This window comes from Cellulomonas sp. P1_G12_2 (assembly GCF_056405535.1).
The window spans coordinates 1,314,610-1,333,503 of record NZ_JBFUBX010000001.1 but is presented as its reverse complement, the minus strand read 5'-3'; the positions used below and the strand labels follow the sequence as shown (position 1 = coordinate 1,333,503).

The 18,894-nt window shown below is 70.5% G+C and carries 14 protein-coding genes; 4 read left to right on the top strand and 10 right to left on the bottom strand.

Features of this window, described 5'->3' with window-relative positions; genetic code table 11:
• Positions 1-183: 183 nt before the first annotated feature.
• The 4 genes from AC1DXT_RS06315 to AC1DXT_RS06300 all read right to left on the bottom strand — a co-directional run bounded on the left by AC1DXT_RS06315 (position 184) and on the right by AC1DXT_RS06300 (position 4,459).
• On the bottom strand, positions 184-750 hold the full coding sequence (locus tag AC1DXT_RS06315; protein WP_477060480.1) for a pyridoxamine 5'-phosphate oxidase family protein: 567 nt from the start codon (positions 748-750) through the stop codon (positions 184-186).
• Between the two features lie 8 nt (positions 751-758).
• Entirely contained in the window at positions 759-1,523 is a 765-nt protein-coding gene (locus AC1DXT_RS06310) for a DUF2306 domain-containing protein (RefSeq protein ID WP_477060479.1), read from the bottom strand.
• A gap of 78 nt (positions 1,524-1,601) precedes the next feature.
• Complete coding sequence (locus tag AC1DXT_RS06305; protein ID WP_477060478.1) at positions 1,602-3,293, bottom strand: glycoside hydrolase family 13 protein; 1,692 nt, start codon at positions 3,291-3,293, stop codon at positions 1,602-1,604.
• Positions 3,290-4,459: an ROK family protein gene (locus AC1DXT_RS06300; protein ID WP_477060477.1), complete on the bottom strand. Its 1,170-nt coding sequence runs from the start codon at positions 4,457-4,459 to the stop codon at positions 3,290-3,292. Before AC1DXT_RS06300 ends, AC1DXT_RS06305 begins: the two co-directional genes overlap by 4 nt.
• Before the next feature lie 112 nt (positions 4,460-4,571).
• Between AC1DXT_RS06300 and AC1DXT_RS06295 the strand changes: the two genes are divergently transcribed.
• The 4 genes from AC1DXT_RS06295 to AC1DXT_RS06280 are packed head-to-tail and all read left to right on the top strand — an operon-like array spanning position 4,572 to position 9,907.
• A complete protein-coding gene (locus AC1DXT_RS06295; protein ID WP_477060476.1) occupies positions 4,572-6,740 on the top strand; it encodes an alpha-galactosidase in 2,169 nt (722 codons plus the stop codon).
• A gap of 43 nt (positions 6,741-6,783) precedes the next feature.
• On the top strand, positions 6,784-8,061 hold the full coding sequence (locus AC1DXT_RS06290) for an ABC transporter substrate-binding protein (protein WP_477060475.1): 1,278 nt from the start codon (positions 6,784-6,786) through the stop codon (positions 8,059-8,061).
• A gap of 2 nt (positions 8,062-8,063) precedes the next feature.
• Complete coding sequence (locus AC1DXT_RS06285; protein WP_477060474.1) at positions 8,064-8,999, top strand: carbohydrate ABC transporter permease; 936 nt, start codon at positions 8,064-8,066, stop codon at positions 8,997-8,999.
• Positions 8,999-9,907 (top strand): carbohydrate ABC transporter permease, encoded by a 909-nt coding sequence (locus tag AC1DXT_RS06280; RefSeq protein ID WP_056096887.1) that lies wholly within the window; start codon positions 8,999-9,001, stop codon positions 9,905-9,907. Before AC1DXT_RS06285 ends, AC1DXT_RS06280 begins: the two co-directional genes overlap by 1 nt.
• A 57-nt stretch (positions 9,908-9,964) precedes the next feature.
• Here AC1DXT_RS06280 and ilvD read toward each other — a convergent pair whose 3' ends face one another.
• The 6 genes from ilvD to AC1DXT_RS06250 all read right to left on the bottom strand — a co-directional run bounded on the left by ilvD (position 9,965) and on the right by AC1DXT_RS06250 (position 18,894).
• The gene (gene ilvD / locus AC1DXT_RS06275) at positions 9,965-11,695 is read right to left on the bottom strand and encodes a dihydroxy-acid dehydratase (protein ID WP_477060473.1); all 1,731 of its coding nucleotides are present in this window, start codon (positions 11,693-11,695) and stop codon (positions 9,965-9,967) included.
• 84 nt (positions 11,696-11,779) lie between these two features.
• The gene (locus AC1DXT_RS06270) at positions 11,780-12,778 is read right to left on the bottom strand and encodes a LacI family DNA-binding transcriptional regulator (protein ID WP_477060472.1); all 999 of its coding nucleotides are present in this window, start codon (positions 12,776-12,778) and stop codon (positions 11,780-11,782) included.
• 108 nt (positions 12,779-12,886) lie between these two features.
• Positions 12,887-14,446 carry a glycoside hydrolase family 43 protein gene (locus AC1DXT_RS06265; RefSeq protein WP_477060471.1) on the bottom strand — a complete coding sequence of 520 codons (1,560 nt, stop codon included), beginning with the start codon at positions 14,444-14,446 and terminating at the stop codon, positions 12,887-12,889.
• A complete protein-coding gene (locus AC1DXT_RS06260) occupies positions 14,443-16,887 on the bottom strand; it encodes a beta-xylosidase/alpha-l-arabinosidase (protein ID WP_477060470.1) in 2,445 nt (814 codons plus the stop codon). Before AC1DXT_RS06260 ends, AC1DXT_RS06265 begins: the two co-directional genes overlap by 4 nt.
• 103 nt (positions 16,888-16,990) lie before the next feature.
• Positions 16,991-17,878, bottom strand: a complete 888-nt coding sequence (locus AC1DXT_RS06255) for a carbohydrate ABC transporter permease (RefSeq protein ID WP_477060469.1) — start codon at positions 17,876-17,878, stop codon at positions 16,991-16,993.
• Positions 17,878-18,894, bottom strand: a complete 1,017-nt coding sequence (locus tag AC1DXT_RS06250; protein ID WP_477060468.1) for a carbohydrate ABC transporter permease — start codon at positions 18,892-18,894, stop codon at positions 17,878-17,880. Before AC1DXT_RS06250 ends, AC1DXT_RS06255 begins: the two co-directional genes overlap by 1 nt.

The window sequence follows — 18,894 nt, the reverse complement described above, 5'->3', positions numbered from 1 at the left end:
CTCGAGCCGCGTACGGGCTGGACGAGGGGCGAGCGCGCTGACGAGGCCTGTGCGGGAGGCCTCTAGCCGGCGCGCTCAGGAAGTACTACGAGAAGGATCGTCTGCACGCTGTGGACACTACGCCCACGTTTCCGATGTGTCACGTCGCCCCCCGCCGATCTCACATCGTGGTTCACGGGATCATCACGTGGACAGTCCGGGATCCATGTCGAACGCCGGCAGCCCGTCGATGCTGGTCCGGTTCTTGAGCCGTCGGTAGTCGGCCTGGCCCTCCACACCCTTGCGCTCCATGTACGGCGGCAGCAGGTCCCGCTCCCCCTCCAGCGCCATCCGCGGGACGCCGTAACCGCAGGAGTCGGAGACGCGGTCCACCTCGACGACGATCACGGCGCGCGCGCCGCGGGTCTCCGGGAACAGGGCGGCCAGCTCGGCGAAGCCGTCGTCGTAGAGCGTGACGAAGCGGCCGCGGCCGTACAGCCGGACGATGTTGGGCGGGCCCTCGAACGCGCAGAACATCAGCGTGATGCGGCCGTCGTCCCGAAGGTGCGCGATGGTCTCGGCGCCGCTGGCAGTGAGGTCCAGGTACGCCACCGTGTGCTCGTCGAGCACGACGAACGAGCCGGCGATCCCCTTGGGCGAGAGGTTGACGTGCCCGCCGGGGCCGCTCGGGGCCGTCGCGACGAAGAACATCGGCTGCGCCTCGACGAATGCCCGCAGCCGGCCGTCGATGCTCTCGTGCACCTTGCCCACGCCCGCTCCTACCTCTCGACGACCTCCGTGCGAGCGTAGCCAGCGGCCGCCGTCGCGGGGTCGACGATCCGCAGGGCGGGCAGCCCGCGGCGGCGCACCATCAGCTCGGCGACCACGAGGTTCGGCAGCCACGCGAGGAAGGGCACCGCCGCGTAGGCGTTGGCGAACGCCGCCTCGATGCCCGCCTCGCCGTCCACGAACGGGATCTGGATCACCAGCAGCAGGCCCGTCCAGGCCCGGAGCGTGACCGCCGCGAACGTGCACGCGAAGTTCCGGATCATCCAGGCCTGGTGCGCCCGGACGTCGCCGGAGCGGATCGCCCGGTAGCCGCGCCAGCCGGTCCAGAGCCACAGGACGCCGAGCGTGCCGAACCCGAAGAACCCGACGAAGCCCACGCTGGTGAACGGCGCCATCACCAGCGAGGCCACCCCGCCCACACCGACCGCCACCAGGTACGTCCGCCCGGTCCACCGGTGCACGCGCGGGAGACGCCGGCGCAGACCGGCCCAGAACTGCCACGGGCCCAGCAGGAGCGCCAGCCCTCCGCCGACGACGTGGACGTAGAACGCGGCTCGTACGATCGCGGGCTGGTCGACGTAGGCGGGCGCGAGCCCGAACCCCTCGTCCGTGAGCGCCCGCAGCGAGGACGTCAGGTACGGCGTCACGGAGTACGCGACGATTGCGAGCGAGGTCAGGAGCACCGCCGTCCACCCGGCCCGGTGGCGGCGCGTCCGGACCGGCAGCGGGTGGGGCGGGGCCGTCGCGATCGTCATGATCGGGACGCTAACGAGCCCGGAACGCCCCGGTCTGTCCCGCCAGCCCCCGGGTCGGCACGGTGGCAGACCCGACGGTCAGGACCGGTGGACCCGCGCCTCCCACGGTCGCAGGGCCGGGCCGGCCGGGTCCGCGTAGTTGCCCAGCACCAGCTCGCCCAGCTCGCCCAGCTCGAGCCCGGTCTCCTGGACCTCGCCCGAGAAGTTGCCCAGGACCGTGAGCGTGACGTCACCGAGCCGGCGGGTGAACGCGTACACGTGCTCGTGGTCCGGCAGGAGCATCGTGAAGTCGCCGAGCGCGACGACCGGGTCCTGATGCCGCAGGGCGATGAGCGCCCGGTAGTAGTGGAAGACCGAGTCGGGGTCGGCGCGCTCCGCCTCGGCGTTGACCGTCGGGTAGTTCTCGTTGACGGAGATCCACGGGGTGCCCGTCGTGAAGCCCGCGTGCGGGGAGCCGTCCCACTGCATCGGCGTGCGGGCGTTGTCGCGGCCCATCGCGCCGATCCCGGCCAGCAGGTCCTCGTCGGACCCGGTGCCCACCGTCTTCGCCACCGCCACGTGGTTGAGCGTCTCGATGTCCCGGTACTGGTCGAACCGCGTGAAGTGCGCGTTCGTCATCCCGAGCTCCTCGCCCTGGTAGACGTACGGCGTGCCGCGGTGCAGGTGCAGGACGGTCGCGAGCATCGTCGCCGACTCCCGCCGGTACCGACCGTCGTCGCCGAACCGCGACACGATCCGCGGCTGGTCGTGGTTGTCCCAGTAGAGGCTGTTCCAGCCGACGTCGGCCAGCGCGGCCTGCCAGCGCCCGAACGAGGCCTTGAGGTCGCGCAGCCGCAGCGGACGGACGTCGAACTTGCCGCCGGGTCCGTGGTCGAGGCCGACGTGCTCGAACTGGAACACCATGTCGACCTCCCGCCGGGACGGGTCGGTGAAGTCGCGCGCCTGCTCGACCGTGACCCCTGGCATCTCCCCCACGGTCAGCAGCCGCTCGGGACGGCCGGCGAACACGGACTCGTGCATCTCCGCCAGGAACTCGTGGATGCGCGGACCGCACACGTACGACGCCGAGCCGTCGGCGAGCAGGCCGTCGGTGACCACCCCGTCCGGCAGCGCGGTGTCCTTGGAGATGAGGTTGATGACGTCCATCCGGAAGCCGTCGACCCCCCGGTCCAACCACCAGCGCATCATCGAGTACACCGCCTCGCGGACCTGCGGGTTCTCCCAGTTGAGGTCCGGCTGCTTGCGGCTGAACAGGTGCAGGAAGTACTCGCCGGAGCGCTCGTCGAGCTCCCAGACGGGCCCCTGGAAGAACGACCGCCAGTTGGTCGGCTCGGCCCCGGGGGCGCCCGCCGCCATGCCCGCGCGGGGTGGGCGCCACCAGTACCAGTCGCGCTTCGGGCTCGTCGGGTCGCGGGACTCGACGAACCACGGGTGCTCGTCGGACGTGTGGTTGACCACGAGGTCCATCACCAGCTTCATGCCCCGGTCGTGCAGGGCCACCAGCAGCTCGTCGAGGTCCTCGAGCGTGCCGAACACCGGGTCGACCGCCTGGTAGTCGCTGATGTCGTAGCCGTTGTCGTCCTGCGGAGAGGCGTAGATGGGCGACAGCCAGACGACGTCCACCCCCAGCTCCGCCAGGTGGTCGAGGCGCCCGAGGATGCCCCGCAGGTCACCGATCCCGTCGCCGTCGGAGTCGGCGAACGAGCGCGGGTACACCTGGTACACGACGGCTCGGGTCCACCACGGGGCGTCCTGGGTCGTCCACGTCATGCGAGGGGTCCTCTCGTCGGGACCGAGGCGGGCACAAGGACCTGCACCTCCTGGTCCAGGTCGATGCGGTCGACGGCGTCCTGGATCGCGATGGTCGCCGCTCCCCGGGCCCAGGCAGAGAAGCCCGACTCGTCGACGAACAGCTGGACGGGCTCGGCGCGGGGGTCCCGATCGGCCGCGATCGCCGCACGCACCCGCTCCTCCGCGAGGGAGAACAGCGCGATGCCCTCACCGGCGAGCACGGCCGCGGGCTGCAGGGTCAGGTTGGCGGCCATCGCGACGAGACGTCCGAGGGCAGCGGCTGCCTCGTCGACGACGGTCGTCGCCGCCGGATCGCCCTGCGCCGCCAGACGCAGCACCTCGTCGTAGTCGACAGGGCGCTGGAGGGCCGCCGACACCTGGGCGGCGATCGACCCCGAGGTGAGCATCGCCTCGGCGCACCCGCGGTGGCCCGCGTGGCAGACGGGTCCGGTGGTGGCGAGCGGGATGTGCCCACCCAGCCCGACGCCCGCCTCGCGCGAGTGCACCGCCTGACCGTTCACGACGAGCGCGTAGCCGATGCCGGCGCCGATGGTGATGACCACGAACCCGGGGATGCCCCGGCCCATGCCGAACCAGCGCTCGGCCTCGGCGAGGGCGACGAGGTCGTTCTCGATCGACGCGGGGACACCGAGCTCGGCCTCGACCAGCGTCGCGAAGGGCACGTCCGTCCAGTCGAGGAAGGGCGCGAACTCGACGCGACCGTCGCGGACGGCCCCTCCGAGCGAGACACCGACGCCCGCGAGGCGGTCGACGCCCAGCCCCCGCACCGCTCGGGCGATCTCGGCGGCGACGCCCTCCGGGTCGCGGCGCTCGAGGCGGTGCTCCTCGTAGGCGAGGAGCCCGGCGCGCACGTCCGTCGCGACCACGTGCAGAGCCTCTCCCGTGACCTTGACGCCCGCGAACTGGGCCAGGCCCGGCCGCACGTCGAGCGGCCGGACGGGGCGGCCGACCGAGCCGTCGGTGCGGTCGTCGAGCTCGATGAGCAGTCCGCGGTCGAGGAAGGGCTTGGCCAGTCGCGTCAGGCTCGGCGGCGACAGACCGAGCCGGCTGGTCAGCTCGCTGCGCGAGATCGGCCCGTGGATCAGGACCGCGCGCGCGAGGGCCCGCTCGCTCTCGCTCAGCACGCGCTCCACCCGTTCATTGATTCCATCATGACATGAAGGACTGCTCGAACGGGAGGGAATCGCCGAATCGCACGGCTTGTGGACCTTGTTTCTTCCGTGTTAGAACTATCTCATGCACTCTCACGACGAGGTGATCCCCGACGACGGCCCCCGCTCCACCGCGGAGGGACGGGTGCTCCACCTGCACCGCGGCGGCACCAGCGTCGTGATCGACCTCGACACGGCCCCGAACCCCGCGATCGTGCACTGGGGCGAGGAGCTGACCGGTTCGACCGACCAGACGCTGCGCAGCCTGGCCGTCGCCGCCCGTCCGCAGCGGGTCTCGGGCGGGCTGGACGAGCCCGCCCGCGCCACGCTCGTCGCCTCACCTGCCGGTGGCTGGCTCGGCACTCCCGGCCTCGAGGGCCACCGCGACGGGGCGTCGTTCAGCGTGCGCCTCGAGCTCGTCGGCGTCGAGGTCGACGAGCACCGTGCAGTGCTGTCGCTCGTCGACCGGGAGGCACGGCTCACTGCGAAGCTCGAGCTCAGCGTCGGAGTCTCCGGTCTGCTCCACCAGCGGATCACCCTGCGCAACTCCGGCGACTCCCCGTACACCGTCCAGCACCTGCACCTCGCGTTCCCCGTCCCGTGGGACGCCACCGAGATCCTCGACACCACGGGCCGCCACCTGCGGGAACGCTCGCCGCAGCGGCACTCCTTCGGCTTCGGGACGTACCTGCGGGAGAGCCGCCGCGGACGGCCGGGCGCGGACGCCACGCTCCTGCTCGCCGCGGGTCGTCCCGGGTTCGGCTTCGAGCGCGGCCGCGTCCACGCGGTCCACGTCGCATGGAGCGGCAACCACCGGCTCGTCGCGGAGCGGTCCGTGTCAGGCGAGTCGTTCCTCGCCGGCGGCGAGCTGCTCGCCCCCGGAGAGGTCGTCCTCGCGCCGGGTGGGTCGCTCACGTCGCCGGAGGTCATCGGGTCGTGGGGTGACGGCCTGAGCGAGCTGGCCCACCGGTTCCACGACGAGTGGCGCAGCCGACCGGCCCATCCTCGCCGGCCGCGGCCCATCACCCTCAACACGTGGGAGGCCGTCTACTTCGACCACTCGCTCGACCGGCTGACCGCGCTCGCCGACGCCGCGGCATCCGTCGGGGTCGAGCGGTTCGTGCTCGACGACGGCTGGTTCGCCGGCCGTCGCGACGACACCGCGGGCCTGGGCGACTGGTACGTCGACGCGACGGTCTGGCCGCACGGGTTGCACCCGCTGGTCGACCACGTCCACGCCCGGGGCATGGAGTTCGGCCTCTGGGTGGAGCCCGAGATGGTCAACCCGGACAGCGACCTCGCCCGGCGGCACCCCGACTGGATCCTGCGCGCGCGGACGACGCTGCCCCCGGCCGCGCGCCAGCAGCAGGTGCTCGACCTCGCGCACCCCGATGCCTACGCCTACGTGGCGGAGCGCTTGCACTCCTTGGTGGAGGAGTACCCGATCGCCTACCTCAAGTGGGACCACAACCGCGACCTGCTCGACGCCGGCAGCGGCCCGGACGGGAGCGCCCGGGTGCGCGAGCACACGCTCGCCCTCTATCGCCTGCTGGACGACCTCAAGGAGGCGCACCCCGGGCTGGAGATCGAGAGCTGCGCCTCGGGTGGTGCGCGGGTCGACCTCGGCATCCTGGCTCGCACGGACCGGATCTGGACCAGCGACACCCTCGACCCGCTCGAGCGTCTGGTCAACCAGCGGTACACGGCGCTGGTGGTCCCGCCCGAGCTCATGGGCATGCACCTGACGAGCCCCGTCGTGCACTCCACGGGCCGGACGGTCGACCTCGACTTCAGCGCCGCGGTCGCCCTGTTCGGTCACGTCGGGATCGAGTGGGACCTCACCGCCACCGACGCCGAGACCCGAGGCCGCATCGCCACGTGGGTGGAGTACGCCAAGCGCATCCGCCCGCTCGTGGCGACCGGCCGGACCGTCGACGTCGACGGCACCGAGGCCGGCATCGACGTCCGCGGTGTCGTCGCGCCCGACGGCACGACGGCCGTCTTCACCCTCACCCAGACCGACACCACCGCCGCGTACCCCCCGGGACGGGTCCGGATACCCGGTCTCGACCCCGGCCGGCGCTACCGCATCGAGGTTGTCGGCACCCCGACGAGCGCCGCTGCTCAGTCCGAACTCCACTGGGAGGTCTACGACACCACCGTGACGGGTCGCGAGCTCGAGACCGTCGGCCTCCGCCCCCCCGTCCAGTACCCGCAGAGATCCACCGTCATCGAGCTGGTCGCTCAGGACTGAGCAGCCAGCACCCGGCGCAAGGAGGCGCACGATGAGACACCGAATGACGCGACGAGGTCGCACCGCAGCCGCGGTCGGCACGATCGCCCTGCTGGCCGCCGTCAGCGGCTGTGCGAACGAACCGTCCGACGGCGTCACCACCCTGAACTTCTTCCAGTTCAAGGGTGAGGCGCTCGAGGACTTCACTCAGATCATCGCCGACTTCGAGGCGGAGAACCCTGACATCCGGGTGGTGCAGAACCAGGTCGCCGACGCCGACACCGCCATCCGCACGCTGCTGGTGAAGGACAAGGCGCCCGACGTCATCACCCTGAACGCGAGCGGGAACTTCGGCCGCCTCGCCCAGGCCGGGGTCTTCTACGACTTCTCCGACGAGCCGGTGCTCGACACCATCAACCCGGCGGTGCAGGAGATCATCGCGGACCTGGGCACGTACGGCGACGAGGTCAGCGGCCTCGGCTACGTCAACAACGCCAACGGCGTCATCTACAACCAGGACATCTTCGAGGAGCAGGGCCTCGAGGTCCCCGAGACCTGGGACGAGCTGGTCGCTGCCTGCGACGCGCTCGAGGCTGCCGGCATCACCCCGTTCTACGGGACCCTCGCCGACTCGTGGACCGGGCTGCCCTCCTTCAACGCGCTCGGCGCCTACCCCGCCGGCGACGACTTCTTCGACCAGATGCGCGAGCAGGGCGAGGAGACCGGCCCGGACTCGGCGGTGTCGTTCCAGAAGGACTTCGCCGAGGCGATGGACCAGCAGTACCAGCTGTTCGAGTACATGCAGGACGGCTACCGCGGGGCCACGTACGACGACGGGAACGCCGCGTTCGCCAACGGCGAGGTCGCCATGCTGCTGCAGGGCATCTGGGCACTGAGCCCGATCAAGGGCATCAACCCGGACATCCGGGCGGGGATCTTCCCGTACCCGGCCACGGACGACCCCGCCGACCGCGTGCTGGTCTCCGGCGTCGACGTCGTCGTGACGATGGCGAGGGACACCCCCCGCCAGGAGGAGGCGCTTCGCTTCATCGACTACCTCTTCGAGAAGGACGTGATCGAGGAGTTCGCCGCCTCGCAGAACATGATCCCGTCCGTGGAGGGAGCCGAGCTCAGCGACGAGCCTGCGATCCAGTCGGTCGCGCCGTACTTCGACGACGGCCGCATCGCAGGGTTCATCGACCACCAGATCCCGCCCAGCATCCCGCTCGCGGCGATCGACCAGCAGTTCCTGTTCAGCGGCGACGCCGAGGCCGCGCTCGCCACCCTCGACAGCGAGTGGAGCAAGGTCGCCGCTCGCACCATCCCCGTGACGGGAGATTGACGATGACGTCCTCCACGCAAGCCCTGCCCGCGGCACGAGGGGCCGGCGACGCCGGAACCCCCCCGCCGCGACGCGCCACGAAGGACCGTGCACAGTCCACGTTCTACTGGATGGTCTGGCCCGCGGTCATCGCGTTCTTCCTGTTCCACACCGTCCCGGTGCTCGTCGGCATCTTCTTCAGCCTGACGAACTACGCCGGGTACGGCGCCTGGAACCTCGTCGGCCTGTCCAACTACGTCAACCTGTTCAAGGACGACCGGGTCCTGCAGGCGTACGGGTTCTCGTTCCTGTTCGCGATCGCGGCCACGGTGCTGACCAACCTGATCTCGTTGTCCATCGCGATGGGCCTCAACACCAAGATCATGGCGCGCAACTTCTGGCGGGGCGTGTACTTCGTGCCCTACGTCCTGGCGATCCTGGTCATCGGCTACGTCTTCCAGTTCTTCTTCTCGAGCTCGCTGCCCAAGATCCTGTCGGGCATCCCGCTCTTCGCCGACAACATCCTCACCAACGAGACCTGGGCGTGGACCGCGATCGTCGCCCTGGCCGTCTGGCAGTCCTGCGCCTTCGCGATCATCATCTACCTGTCCGGGCTGCAGACGATCCCGCGCGAGCTCTACGAGGCGGCGTCGCTGGACGGCGCGAAGGCGTGGCGGCAGTTCCGGTCGATCACGTTCCCGCTGATCAGCGCCTTCTTCACGATCAACGTCGTGCTGAGCCTCAAGGGCTTCCTGCAGGTCTTCGACCCGATCGTCGCCCTCACCAACGGCGGGCCCGGCACGGCCACGGAGTCGGTCACCCTGCTCATCTTCCGCGGCGGGTTCTCCGGCGGGGAGTTCGCCTACCAGACCGCGAACGCGGTGATCTTCTTCATCGTCATCACGATCGTCTCGCTCTTCCAGTTCCGGGTCCTTCAGCGCAGAGAGGCGGACTTCTGATGACCACCGCCGGAACCATGCTCGGCCAGGCCGAGCCGGTCCTTCCCGAGCCGCGGCGACGACGCACCAAGAACGTCGCCGACGACGACACCCGCAAGATCAACTGGTGGGTCACCGCACTGATCGCGGTGTGCTCGCTGACGATCCTCGTCCCGCTCTACCTGGCCGTGGTCGTGGCACTGAAGACCCCCGACCAGCTCGCGGCCGGCACAGGCTTCGAGTGGCCGAACCCGGTGAGCTGGGGGAACTTCGCCGAGGCGTGGGAGCGGACCAGCTTCCCGCAGGCCCTCATGAACACGGCGATCATCACCGTCGGGTCGGTCGTCTTCACGCTGCTGACCAGCTCGGTCGTCGCCTACGGCATCGCGCGGAACATCCACCGGCCGTTCTTCAAGGGTGTGTTCTTCTACCTGCTGGCGGCCCTGTTCATCCCGTTCCCGATCATCATGCTTCCGCTGGTGAAGCAGACGTCGCTCCTGGGCCTGGACAACCAGGCGGGGATGATCGTGCTCTACACGATCTACGGGTTGTCGCTGAACATCTTCATCTACACCGCCTACATCCGCTCGATCCCGATCGAGCTCGAGGAGGCGGCGCGGGTGGACGGTGCGTCGACCTGGCGGGTGTTCCGGCAGATCATCTTCCCGCTGCTGACCCCGATGAACGCGACGGTCGGCATCCTCACGTGCGTCTGGGCGTGGAACGACTTCATCATGCCGCTCGTGGTCCTCACCGACCCCGGGGCGCGGACGCTGTCGCTCGCGCAGTACGTGTTCCAGGGGCAGTTCAACACCGACTACACGGTGGCGTTCGCGTCCTACCTCATGGCGATGGCGCCCCTGCTGGTGGTCTACATCTTCAGCCAGCGCTGGGTCATCTCCGGGGTCACCCGGGGGTCGATCAAGTAGGCCGACGTGACGACGGGCCCGCTCCCCGAGAGGAGCGGGCCCGTCGCTGCGTGCAACTCAGATGAGCACGGCGCCCTTCGACGCCGACTGCACCAGCTTCGCGTACTTGGCCAGCACCCCACGCGTGTAGGTGGGGGGCAGCGGCGCCCAGCCGACCTTGCGGCCGTCGAGCTCCGCGTCGCTGACCAGCACGTCGAGGGTCTCGTTCGCCACGTCGAGCCGGATCCGGTCGCCGTCCTTGATGAACGCGATCGGTCCGCCGTCGACGGCCTCGGGGGCCACGTGGCCGACGCACAGGCCCGTGGTGCCGCCGGAGAAGCGGCCGTCGGTGAGCAGCAGGACGTCCTTGCCCAGGCCGGCGCCCTTGATCGCACCGGTGATGGCGAGCATCTCGCGCATGCCCGGACCGCCCTTGGGGCCCTCGTAGCGGATGACGACGACGTCGCCGGCCACGATCGTCCCGTTCTCCAGCGCGTCCATCGCGGCGCGCTCGCGCTCGAACACCCGCGCGGTGCCCTCGAACACGTCGGAGTCGAAGCCGGCCGACTTCACCACGGCGCCGTCGGGCGCCAGCGAGCCGTGCAGGATCGTGATCCCGCCGGTCTTGTGGATCGGGTTGTTCATGGCCCGCAGGATCTTGCCGTCGGGGTCCGGCGGGTTCACGTCCGCCAGGTTCTCCGCGATCGTCTTGCCCGTCACGGTGAGGCAGTCGCCGTGCAGCAGGCCTGCGTCGAGGAGCGCCTTCATGACGACCGGGACGCCACCGATGCGGTCGATGTCGTTCATGACGTAGCGGCCGAACGGCTTGAGGTCGCCCAGGTGCGGCACCTTGGCGGCGACGCGCGAGAAGTCGGCGAGCGTGAGGTCCACCTCGGCCTCGTGCGCGATGGCCAGCAGGTGCAGGACCGCGTTGGTGGAGCCACCGAAGGCCATGACCACGGCGATGGCGTTCTCGAAAGCCTCCTTGGTCATGATCTGGCGCGCGGTGATGCCCTTGCGCAGCAGCTCGACGACGGCCTCGCCGGACTTGTGCGCGAACGCGTCGCGGCGGCGGTCGGCGGACGGCGGGGCCGCGGAGCCGGGGATCGACATGCCGATGGCCTCGGCCACCGACGCCATGGTGTTGGCGGTGTACATGCCGCCGCAGGCGCCCTCGCCGGGACAGATCGCGCGCTCGATGCGGTCCACGTCCTCGCGGCTCATGAGCCCACGGGCGCAGGCGCCGACGGCCTCGAACGCGTCGATGATCGTGACGTCCTTCTCGGTTCCGTCCTCGAGCTTGACCCAGCCCGGGGCGATCGACCCGGCGTACAGGAACACGCTGGCCAGGTCGAGGCGGGCCGCCGCCATGAGCATGCCCGGCAGGGACTTGTCGCAGCCGGCCAGGAGCACGGAGCCGTCGAGGCGCTCGGCCTGCATGACGGTCTCCACGGAGTCGGCGATGATGTCGCGGCTCACCAGCGAGAAGTGCATGCCCTCGTGGCCCATCGAGATGCCGTCCGAGACCGAGATGGTGCCGAACTCGAGCGGGAAGCCGCCCGCCGCGTGCACGCCCGACTTGGCCGCCTGCGCGAGACGCTGGAGCGACAGGTTGCACGGCGTGATCTCGTTCCACGAGCTCGCGACGCCGATCTGTGGCTTCGCGAAGTCGTCGTCACCCAGGCCGACCGCGCGGAGCATGCCGCGCGAGGCGGTGGCTTCCAGGCCGTCGGTGACGGTCCGCGAACGGGGCTTGATGTCGACTGCTGGTGGGGTGGAGCTGGAGGCGTTGTCCGACGTCACGGTCATGCTCGCGAGTGTATGACTGCCGTTCCGCCTGGCCACGGGAGGGTCACTCTGCGGACCACGAGGCGGGCGGGCAGCCGTCGGGCGTCAGCGGGGCGGTGCCGTCGATCCCCGCTCGACGAGCGAGGTCACGAGCCGGACGTGGGTCTGCTCGACCGGCTGCCCGGCCATGAGCGTGATGAGCAGCGCGATGGCTGCGGCACCCATCTGCTGGATCGGCTGGTGCACGGTGGTGAGCGCCGGCGTGGTGAGCGTCGACTCCGGGATGTCGTCGAACCCGATGATCGACAGCTCGGACGGGACGTCCAGGCCGAGCTCTTGGGCGATCTCGAGGGTCCCGATCGCCGAGAGGTCGTTGGCGGCGAAGATCGCGGTCGGCCGCTCCGGGAGGGTGAGGAGCTCGCGGGCGGGCTCGTGCGTCGAGTCCTTCCGGTAGTCACCGGCCCGCATCAGGCCGGGCTCGACCGCGATGCCCGCGTCGGCGAGAGCCTTGCAGTAGCCGGCCTCGCGGAGCCGCGAGGACTCGAGGTCGGACCGGCCGCCGATGAAACCGATCCGCCGGTGCCCGAGCCCCAGGAGGTGCTCGACGGCCTGCACGGCCCCGTTGAAGTTGTCCGAGTCGACGGTCGGCAGGCCCGAGGGCCCGGCGTGCGGGTCGATCGCGACGACGGGGACCCCGGCGTCGGCCTCCAGGACCGTCGGGGTGACCAGCACCGCGCCGTCGATCAGGGTGCCGCTGAGCCGGGACAGGTACCGCCGTTCCCAGCCGACCCCGCCGGTCAGCTGTCCGCCGGTGTAGGCGAGGAGCGCGTAGCCGGAGTCGCCGAGCCCGGTCGACGCGCCCTTGAGGATCTCGGCGCTGAACGGCTCGAACTCGGCCACGAGGATGCCGATCACGTTCGTCTTGTGCGAGCGCAGGCTCCGGGCGACCAGGCTCGACTCGTAGCCGAGCTCCTTGATCACCTCGCGCACGTGCGAGGTGGTGCCGCTGGCCACCCCGTACCGCTCGTTGATCACCTTCGAGACGGTCGCGGTGGAGACGCCCGCCCGTCGCGCGACATCGGTGATCGTCACCCGTGGACCCATGGCCTGAGACTACTGCAACGAAAACGTTATCGATAACGTTTGACACGCCCGTCTTTGGGATGCCCGTACTGGTGAGATCCCCAGGATGGCGCGCGGGACCGGCCTCTGTCACCCCACCCGGAGGTACTCGAACCGTTCCACGTGCGCCGTCGTCGTCGTCGGGCGCCCGTTGCTGGTGGCGTACACCCCGATCCACAGCCCGAGGAAGCCGCCGGTCGCGACCGAGTCCAGCGCGCGCCCGTCGACGGTAGCGACCAGCACCGGCTCGCCCTCCCCCTCCCCGGCGAGGAGCGCGTAGTCCTGCCCGCGTGCACGCACGACCAGCGCGACGGGTCCCTCCGCGCCCAGGGGCAGCTCTCCGAGCGTGGACTCGACGCCGCCGCGGCGCTGCACGGCCACGACCCTGCGGCCCCGGGCACCCTCGGGGCCGGTGACGAACAGCCGCACGTGGTCAGCCTCCGACTGCCGCACCGCGAGGCCCACGTCCTCGCCCGCACCGAGCGCGGCCCGCACGAGCACGCGCACGTCGACGTCGGCGTGCTGCTGACGCACGCCGAGGAACGCGGGCGTACCCGGCTCGCTCAGGGTGGTCGGCCGCAGCCTCAGCTCCCACCCGTCCGCCCGGGGCGACGCGAACGCGTCAGCGGGCGCACGCAGGGACGTCCACCGGAGGTCGTCGGGAAGGACCGCTCCGGACACGACACCCTGAGCCGCGCCGAGGCGCGCCGGTCCCGCGAACGGCACCTCGACCTCGGCGGGGACCCGACCGGCACCGGGCGCGAGCACGGGCCACCCGTCCTCCCAGACCACGGGCACCAGGAACGTCTCGCGGCCGAGGTTGTAGTGGTACCCGCCGTACGGGCGCATGCCCAGCAGGACCGCCCACCAGCTGCCGTCCGCCGCCTCGACGAGGTCGGCATGCCCGACGCCGACGACCTCGGACCCCTTGCCGAGGTGCCGGTGCGTGAGCACCGGGTTGCCCTTGTTGCCCACGTAGGGACCGGTCACGGCGTCCGACCGCGCGACCGACACGGCGTGGTGGAACTCGGTCCCACCCTCCGCGGCCACGAGGTAGTACGTGCCGTCGACCTTGTACAGGTGCGGTGCCTCGGCCCAGACGACGCCTCGCAGCGCACCGTTCCAGATGACGTGCTCCGGCCCGACGAGGGTCATGGTCTCGCGGTCGAGCTCGCGCACCCAGACCTCGGTCTGGTCGTGCCACTCCGGCTCGCGCGCGAGGCGGGTGCCGTGCACCCAGACCCGGCCGTCGTCGTCGAAGAAGATCGACGGGTCGATGCCGTCGGCRTCGAGCCAGACCGGGTCGGACCACGGCCCGGCCGCGTCGGTCGCGGTCATCAGGAAGTTGCCGCCCCGCGTCGCGTCCTGCTGGTCGACGAGGGTGCACACCAGCCAGAAGACGCCGTCGTGGTGCCTCAGTGTGGGTGCGTACAGGCCGCCCGAGGACGCGATGCCGTCGAAGTCGAGCTGTCCTGCTCGGTCGACGACGTGACCGACCTGCTCCCAGCTGACCAGGTCCTCGCTCCGGAGCACGGGCAGGCCCGGGAAGTACTCGAACGTCGACGTGACCAGGTAGAACGTCTGCCCGACGCGGCAGATCGACGGGTCGGGATAGCACCCTGGGAGCAGGGGGTTGCGGGCCACCGTCATGAGGAGACGATCTTCACTTCCACCGTGCGGGGGTCGTCGATCGTGACGTCGTGCACCGCGCCGGTGATGGCGAGCCGCGCGCGGTCTGTCGCCGTACCCGGGATCTCGCGGCGCTCCGTGCCCTTGCCGTTGGAGATGACACCTCCGGTGGAGTCCTTGGTGCTCGTCCCGGCGTGCGACGCCGCGGCGTGCGCGCCGATCCACACCTCGACCTCCCCGGGCTCGACGATCCTGACCATGCGACGGTCGGAGAACGCAAACCGGGTGGTCGGCACCGAGAACGTCACGCGGCTGGAGGCGCCGGGCTCGAGCTCCACGCGCGCGTAGCCGAGCAGCGCCGCCACCGGCCGGGTCACCGTGCCGTGCACGTCGTGGCCGTAGAGCTGGACGGCGTCGGCACCGGCCACCGGGCCCGTGTTGGTCACCGTCACCGCCGCCGTGAACGTGCCGCTCGATCCCACGGACGAGTCGACGACCAGGTCGGAGTACGCGAACTGCGTGTACGACAGGCCGAACCCGAACGGACGCAGCGGTGTGGAGTCGGTCGAGGTGACGTCGGACGGCCCCCCGAGGATCGGGTGCAGGTAGGAGTACGGCTGCGAGCCCGAGGAGCGCGGCATCGAGACCGGGAGCCGGCCGGACGGGTTCACCGCTCCGGTGACGACGTCGGCGACGGCCAGCCCGCCGCCCTCCCCCGGGAAGAACGCCTGCATCACGGCACCCGGACGCGCGCCCGGCCCGTCGAGCGCCCAGTCGATCACGTAGGGCCTCCCCGTCAGCAGCACCATCACGACGGGAGTGCCCGTGGCCACCAGTGCCTCGACGAGCTCGCGCTGGACGCCGGGCAGGTCGAGCGACTCCGAGTCGTTGCCCTCACCCACGGTGCCGCGGCCGAACAGCCCGGCCTGGTCGCCGACGACGACGACCGCGACGTCGGCGCCCTGGGCGGCCGAGACGGCCTCGGCGAACCCCGAGGTGTCGTCGCCCTCGACGGTGCAGCCCTCGGCGAACACCAGCTCGGGTTGCGCCATGCCGGCCCGGTCGAACGCCCCGCCGAACGCGTCGAGGACCGTCGGGATCTCGAGGCCCATCGGCAGCTCGGGGTGGTGCGGCAGCACGTGGTTCACGAACGAGTAGCAGCCCATGAGGGCCTCGGCGCGGTGCGCGTTCGGGCCGACGACGGCGACGCGCGACGGCGCAGCGGTGCCCCGGTTCAGCGGCAGCAGCCCGTCGTTCGACAGCAGCACGACCGACTCCTCGGCGAGGCGGCGAGCCAGCGCCTGGTGCTGCGGCGAGTTGAGGTCGATGTCCGTCGGCGGCTCGTCCTCGAACGCGTCGGGGTCGAGGAGGCCGAGCTCCTCCTTCTGTGCCAGAGCACGCAGGACGGCCCGGTCCACGAACCGCTCGTCGAGCTCGCCCGCACGCACGCGGTCCGCCAGCGGCTGCAGGTACGCGTCTCCGGTGGGCAGCTCGACGTCGATGCCGGCCTCGAGCGCGAGTGCGGCCGCCTCGCCCCGGTCGGCGGCGATGGCGTGCATGACCTGCAGGAACGCGATCGCGAAGTAGTCCGCGACGACGACACCGTCGAAGCCCCACCGCTCGCGCAGGAGGGTCGTCAGGTACTCCACGCTCGACGCCAGGGGCACGCCGTCGATGTCGACGTACGCGTTCATCACCGACCGCGCGCCGCCCTCGATGATCGCCATCTCGAACGGGGGCAGGAAGTGGTCCGCGATCTCGCGCGGTCCCGCGCTGACGGGTGCGTGGTTGCGGCCGGACCTCGACCCCGAGTACCCGACGAAGTGCTTGAGCGTCGCGTGGACGCCGGCCTCCTGCAGCCCGCGGACGTACGCCGTACCGATGGTGCCGACCAGGTACGGGTCCTCCCCGATGCACTCGTCGACACGACCCCAGCGCGGGTCGCGCACGACGTCGAGCACCGGCGCGAGACCCTGGTGGATCCCGAGCAGGCGCATCGAGTCGCCGATCGCACGTGCCGCCTCGTGCACGAGCTCGGGGTCGAACGTCGCGCCCCAGGCGAGCGGGGTCGGGTAGGTGGCGGCCTGCCACGCGGCCAGGCCGGTGAGGCACTCCTCGTGGACCAGGGCCGGGATGCCCAGGCGGGTCTCGCGCTTGAGGCGGCGCTGCTCCGACCACAACCAGGCCGCGCGCTCGCCCGGGTCGACCGGACGCGTGCCGTACACCCGCGTGTAGTGGCCCAGACCGTCCCGGGTCACCTCGCCGAGCTTGCTCGAGGTCTGCTGGCCGGCCGCCATCTCGGACTGCATCGGCGCGACCGTGCCGTCCTGGTCCAGCCAGTAGCCCACGATCTGGGCCAGCTTCTCCTCGAGCGTCATCTGCGCGTGCAGGGCACGCACGCGTTCGGACACGTGGGGCATTGCAGGTACGACGTCGACCACGGGGCCCGTCTCCTTCGTCATGGCATTGGGGTGTGTGTCGCCTCGCGACGCACGGACAGCAGGACTGCTCGATGGCACGGCGACCCGGACGCGCGGACGCACCGGCGCCAGGCTCGGGCTGCGGTCAGCCCTTGACCGCACCCGTCAGGCCACCGACGATGCGGCGCTCGAAGAGCGTGAAGAACAGGAGGGCAGGGATCATCGACAGCGACGTGAACGCGAGCACGCGGGCGGTGTCCACGGAGTACTGCGACGCGAACGCCTGGACCCCGAGCGGGAGCGTGTAGCTGTTCTCGTTGTTGAGGATGAAGAGCGGGAGGATGTAGCTGTTCCAGCTCGCGATGAACGCGAGGATCCCGACGGTCACCACGCCCGGGATCGACAGCGGGACCACCATGCGGAAGAAGAACCCGAGCCGGCTCGCACCGTCGATCGACGCCGCCTCCTCGAGCTCCTTCGGGATCGCCCGCAGGAACGGCACCAGGATGATGATCGTCGTCGGTAGGGCGAAGGCGATCTGCGGGAGGATGATGCCCCACAGGCTGTCGCTCAGGCCCAGGCCCCGGATCATGATGTACAGCGGGGTGATCGCGACCGTCATCGGGAACATCAGACCGGCGGCGAACAGGGCGTACAGAGCGGCGCGGCCGTTGAAGTTGTAGCGAGCGAGCACGAAGCTGGCCGCCACGCCCAGGACCACGACACCGATAGTCGTGAAGACACCGCAGATCACGGAGTTGGCGACCTGCCGCCAGAAGATCGAGCTCTGCAGGACCTCGGAGTAGTTGACGAACTGCCACGTCGACGGGAAGCCGGACGGGTCCACGGTGATCTCGGCGTTCGTCCGGAAGCCACCGATGATGATGTAGAGCACCGGGCCGATGCACAGACCCACGAGGGCCCAGGCGGCGACGTAGGTCGCCCAGCCGGCGCGGCTCAGGCTCGGGCGCTTGCCGCCCTTGAGCGGGCGCGGTGCCGTCGGGCTCAGTGGGGGCGCGGTCGTCGTGGCCATCACTTCTTTCCTTCCGTGAGGGCACCCTCGGTGTCACGCCGGAGCACGAACCGCTGGTAGGTCAGGGCCACGACGAGCGAGATGATGAACAGGACCACCGCGACGGCGCTGCCGTAGCCGTAGTTCGCCGCGTTGCGGCCGTTCACCACCATGTAGGTGGCCATGGTCGAGGTCCCGGCCGTGGCGGCCACGTACTGGCCCCAGATGATGTAGACGAGGTCGAAGAGCTGGAGCGCTCCGATGATCGACAGGAACGCCCAGATCCGAATCGTCGGGCCGAGCAGCGGAAGCGTGATGCGCCGCTGGGTCTGCCAGTAGCTCGCGCCGTCGATCGCCGCCGCCTCGAAGAGCTCCTCAGGGATGCTCTGCAGGCCGGCCAAGAAGAGGATCACCGCGAACCCGATGTACTTCCACGTGATGATGATCATCAGCGAGGCCATCGCGACCTTCGGGTCGGACAGCCAGTCGACCGTCCAGTCCGGCAGACCGATCTTGGTGAGCACGTCGTTGACCGCGCCGTTGGTCTGGAGCATGAGGCTCCAGCCGGTGCCGACGATCACCTCGGAGATCACGTAGGGCACGAAGATCAGCACCCGCACGATCGAGCGTCCGCGCATCTTCTGGTTGAGCAGGAGCGCGAGCAGCACCGCGGCCGGGCCCTGGAGCACCAGGGACAGGATCACGATGACGAAGTTGTGCCGGACCGCGTCGTGGAACGTGGTGTCCTTCAGGATCACCAGGTAGTTCTGCAGTCCCACGAAGTCGGTGGGCGGGCCGAAGCCCTTCCACTTGAAGAACCCGTAGTACCCGGCCAGGAGCACCGGGAAGATCACGAACGTGAGGAACATCAGGACCGCAGGGCCTGCGAGGAGCAGGACCTCGAGCCGCTGGCGTACCTTCGACGCGCCGACCCGGTGGACCGGGGACGGCGCCAGGTCGGCGCCGTCCCCGGCCGAGGAGGAACCCCCGGGCGAGGAGGTCACGGCGAGCTTGCCCTCGCCCGAGGAGTCACTCAT

Excerpts from the sequence above, each read along its gene's own strand:
- AC1DXT_RS06310 (WP_477060479.1), bottom strand. The coding sequence starts at position 1,523 with ATGACGATCGCGACGGCCCCGCCCCACCCGCTGCCGGTCCGGACGCGC.
- AC1DXT_RS06305 (WP_477060478.1), bottom strand. The coding sequence starts at position 3,293 with ATGACGTGGACGACCCAGGACGCCCCGTGGTGGACCCGAGCCGTCGTG.
- AC1DXT_RS06295 (WP_477060476.1), top strand. The coding sequence starts at position 4,572 with ATGCACTCTCACGACGAGGTGATCCCCGACGACGGCCCCCGCTCCACC.
- AC1DXT_RS06290 (WP_477060475.1), top strand. The coding sequence starts at position 6,784 with ATGACGCGACGAGGTCGCACCGCAGCCGCGGTCGGCACGATCGCCCTG.
- AC1DXT_RS06285 (WP_477060474.1), top strand. The coding sequence starts at position 8,064 with ATGACGTCCTCCACGCAAGCCCTGCCCGCGGCACGAGGGGCCGGCGAC.
- AC1DXT_RS06280 (WP_056096887.1), top strand. The coding sequence starts at position 8,999 with ATGACCACCGCCGGAACCATGCTCGGCCAGGCCGAGCCGGTCCTTCCC.
- ilvD (WP_477060473.1), bottom strand. The coding sequence starts at position 11,695 with ATGACCGTGACGTCGGACAACGCCTCCAGCTCCACCCCACCAGCAGTC.
- AC1DXT_RS06270 (WP_477060472.1), bottom strand. The coding sequence starts at position 12,778 with ATGGGTCCACGGGTGACGATCACCGATGTCGCGCGACGGGCGGGCGTC.
- AC1DXT_RS06260 (WP_477060470.1), bottom strand. The coding sequence starts at position 16,887 with ATGACGAAGGAGACGGGCCCCGTGGTCGACGTCGTACCTGCAATGCCC.
- AC1DXT_RS06255 (WP_477060469.1), bottom strand. The coding sequence starts at position 17,878 with ATGGCCACGACGACCGCGCCCCCACTGAGCCCGACGGCACCGCGCCCG.
- AC1DXT_RS06250 (WP_477060468.1), bottom strand. The coding sequence starts at position 18,894 with ATGAGTGACTCCTCGGGCGAGGGCAAGCTCGCCGTGACCTCCTCGCCC.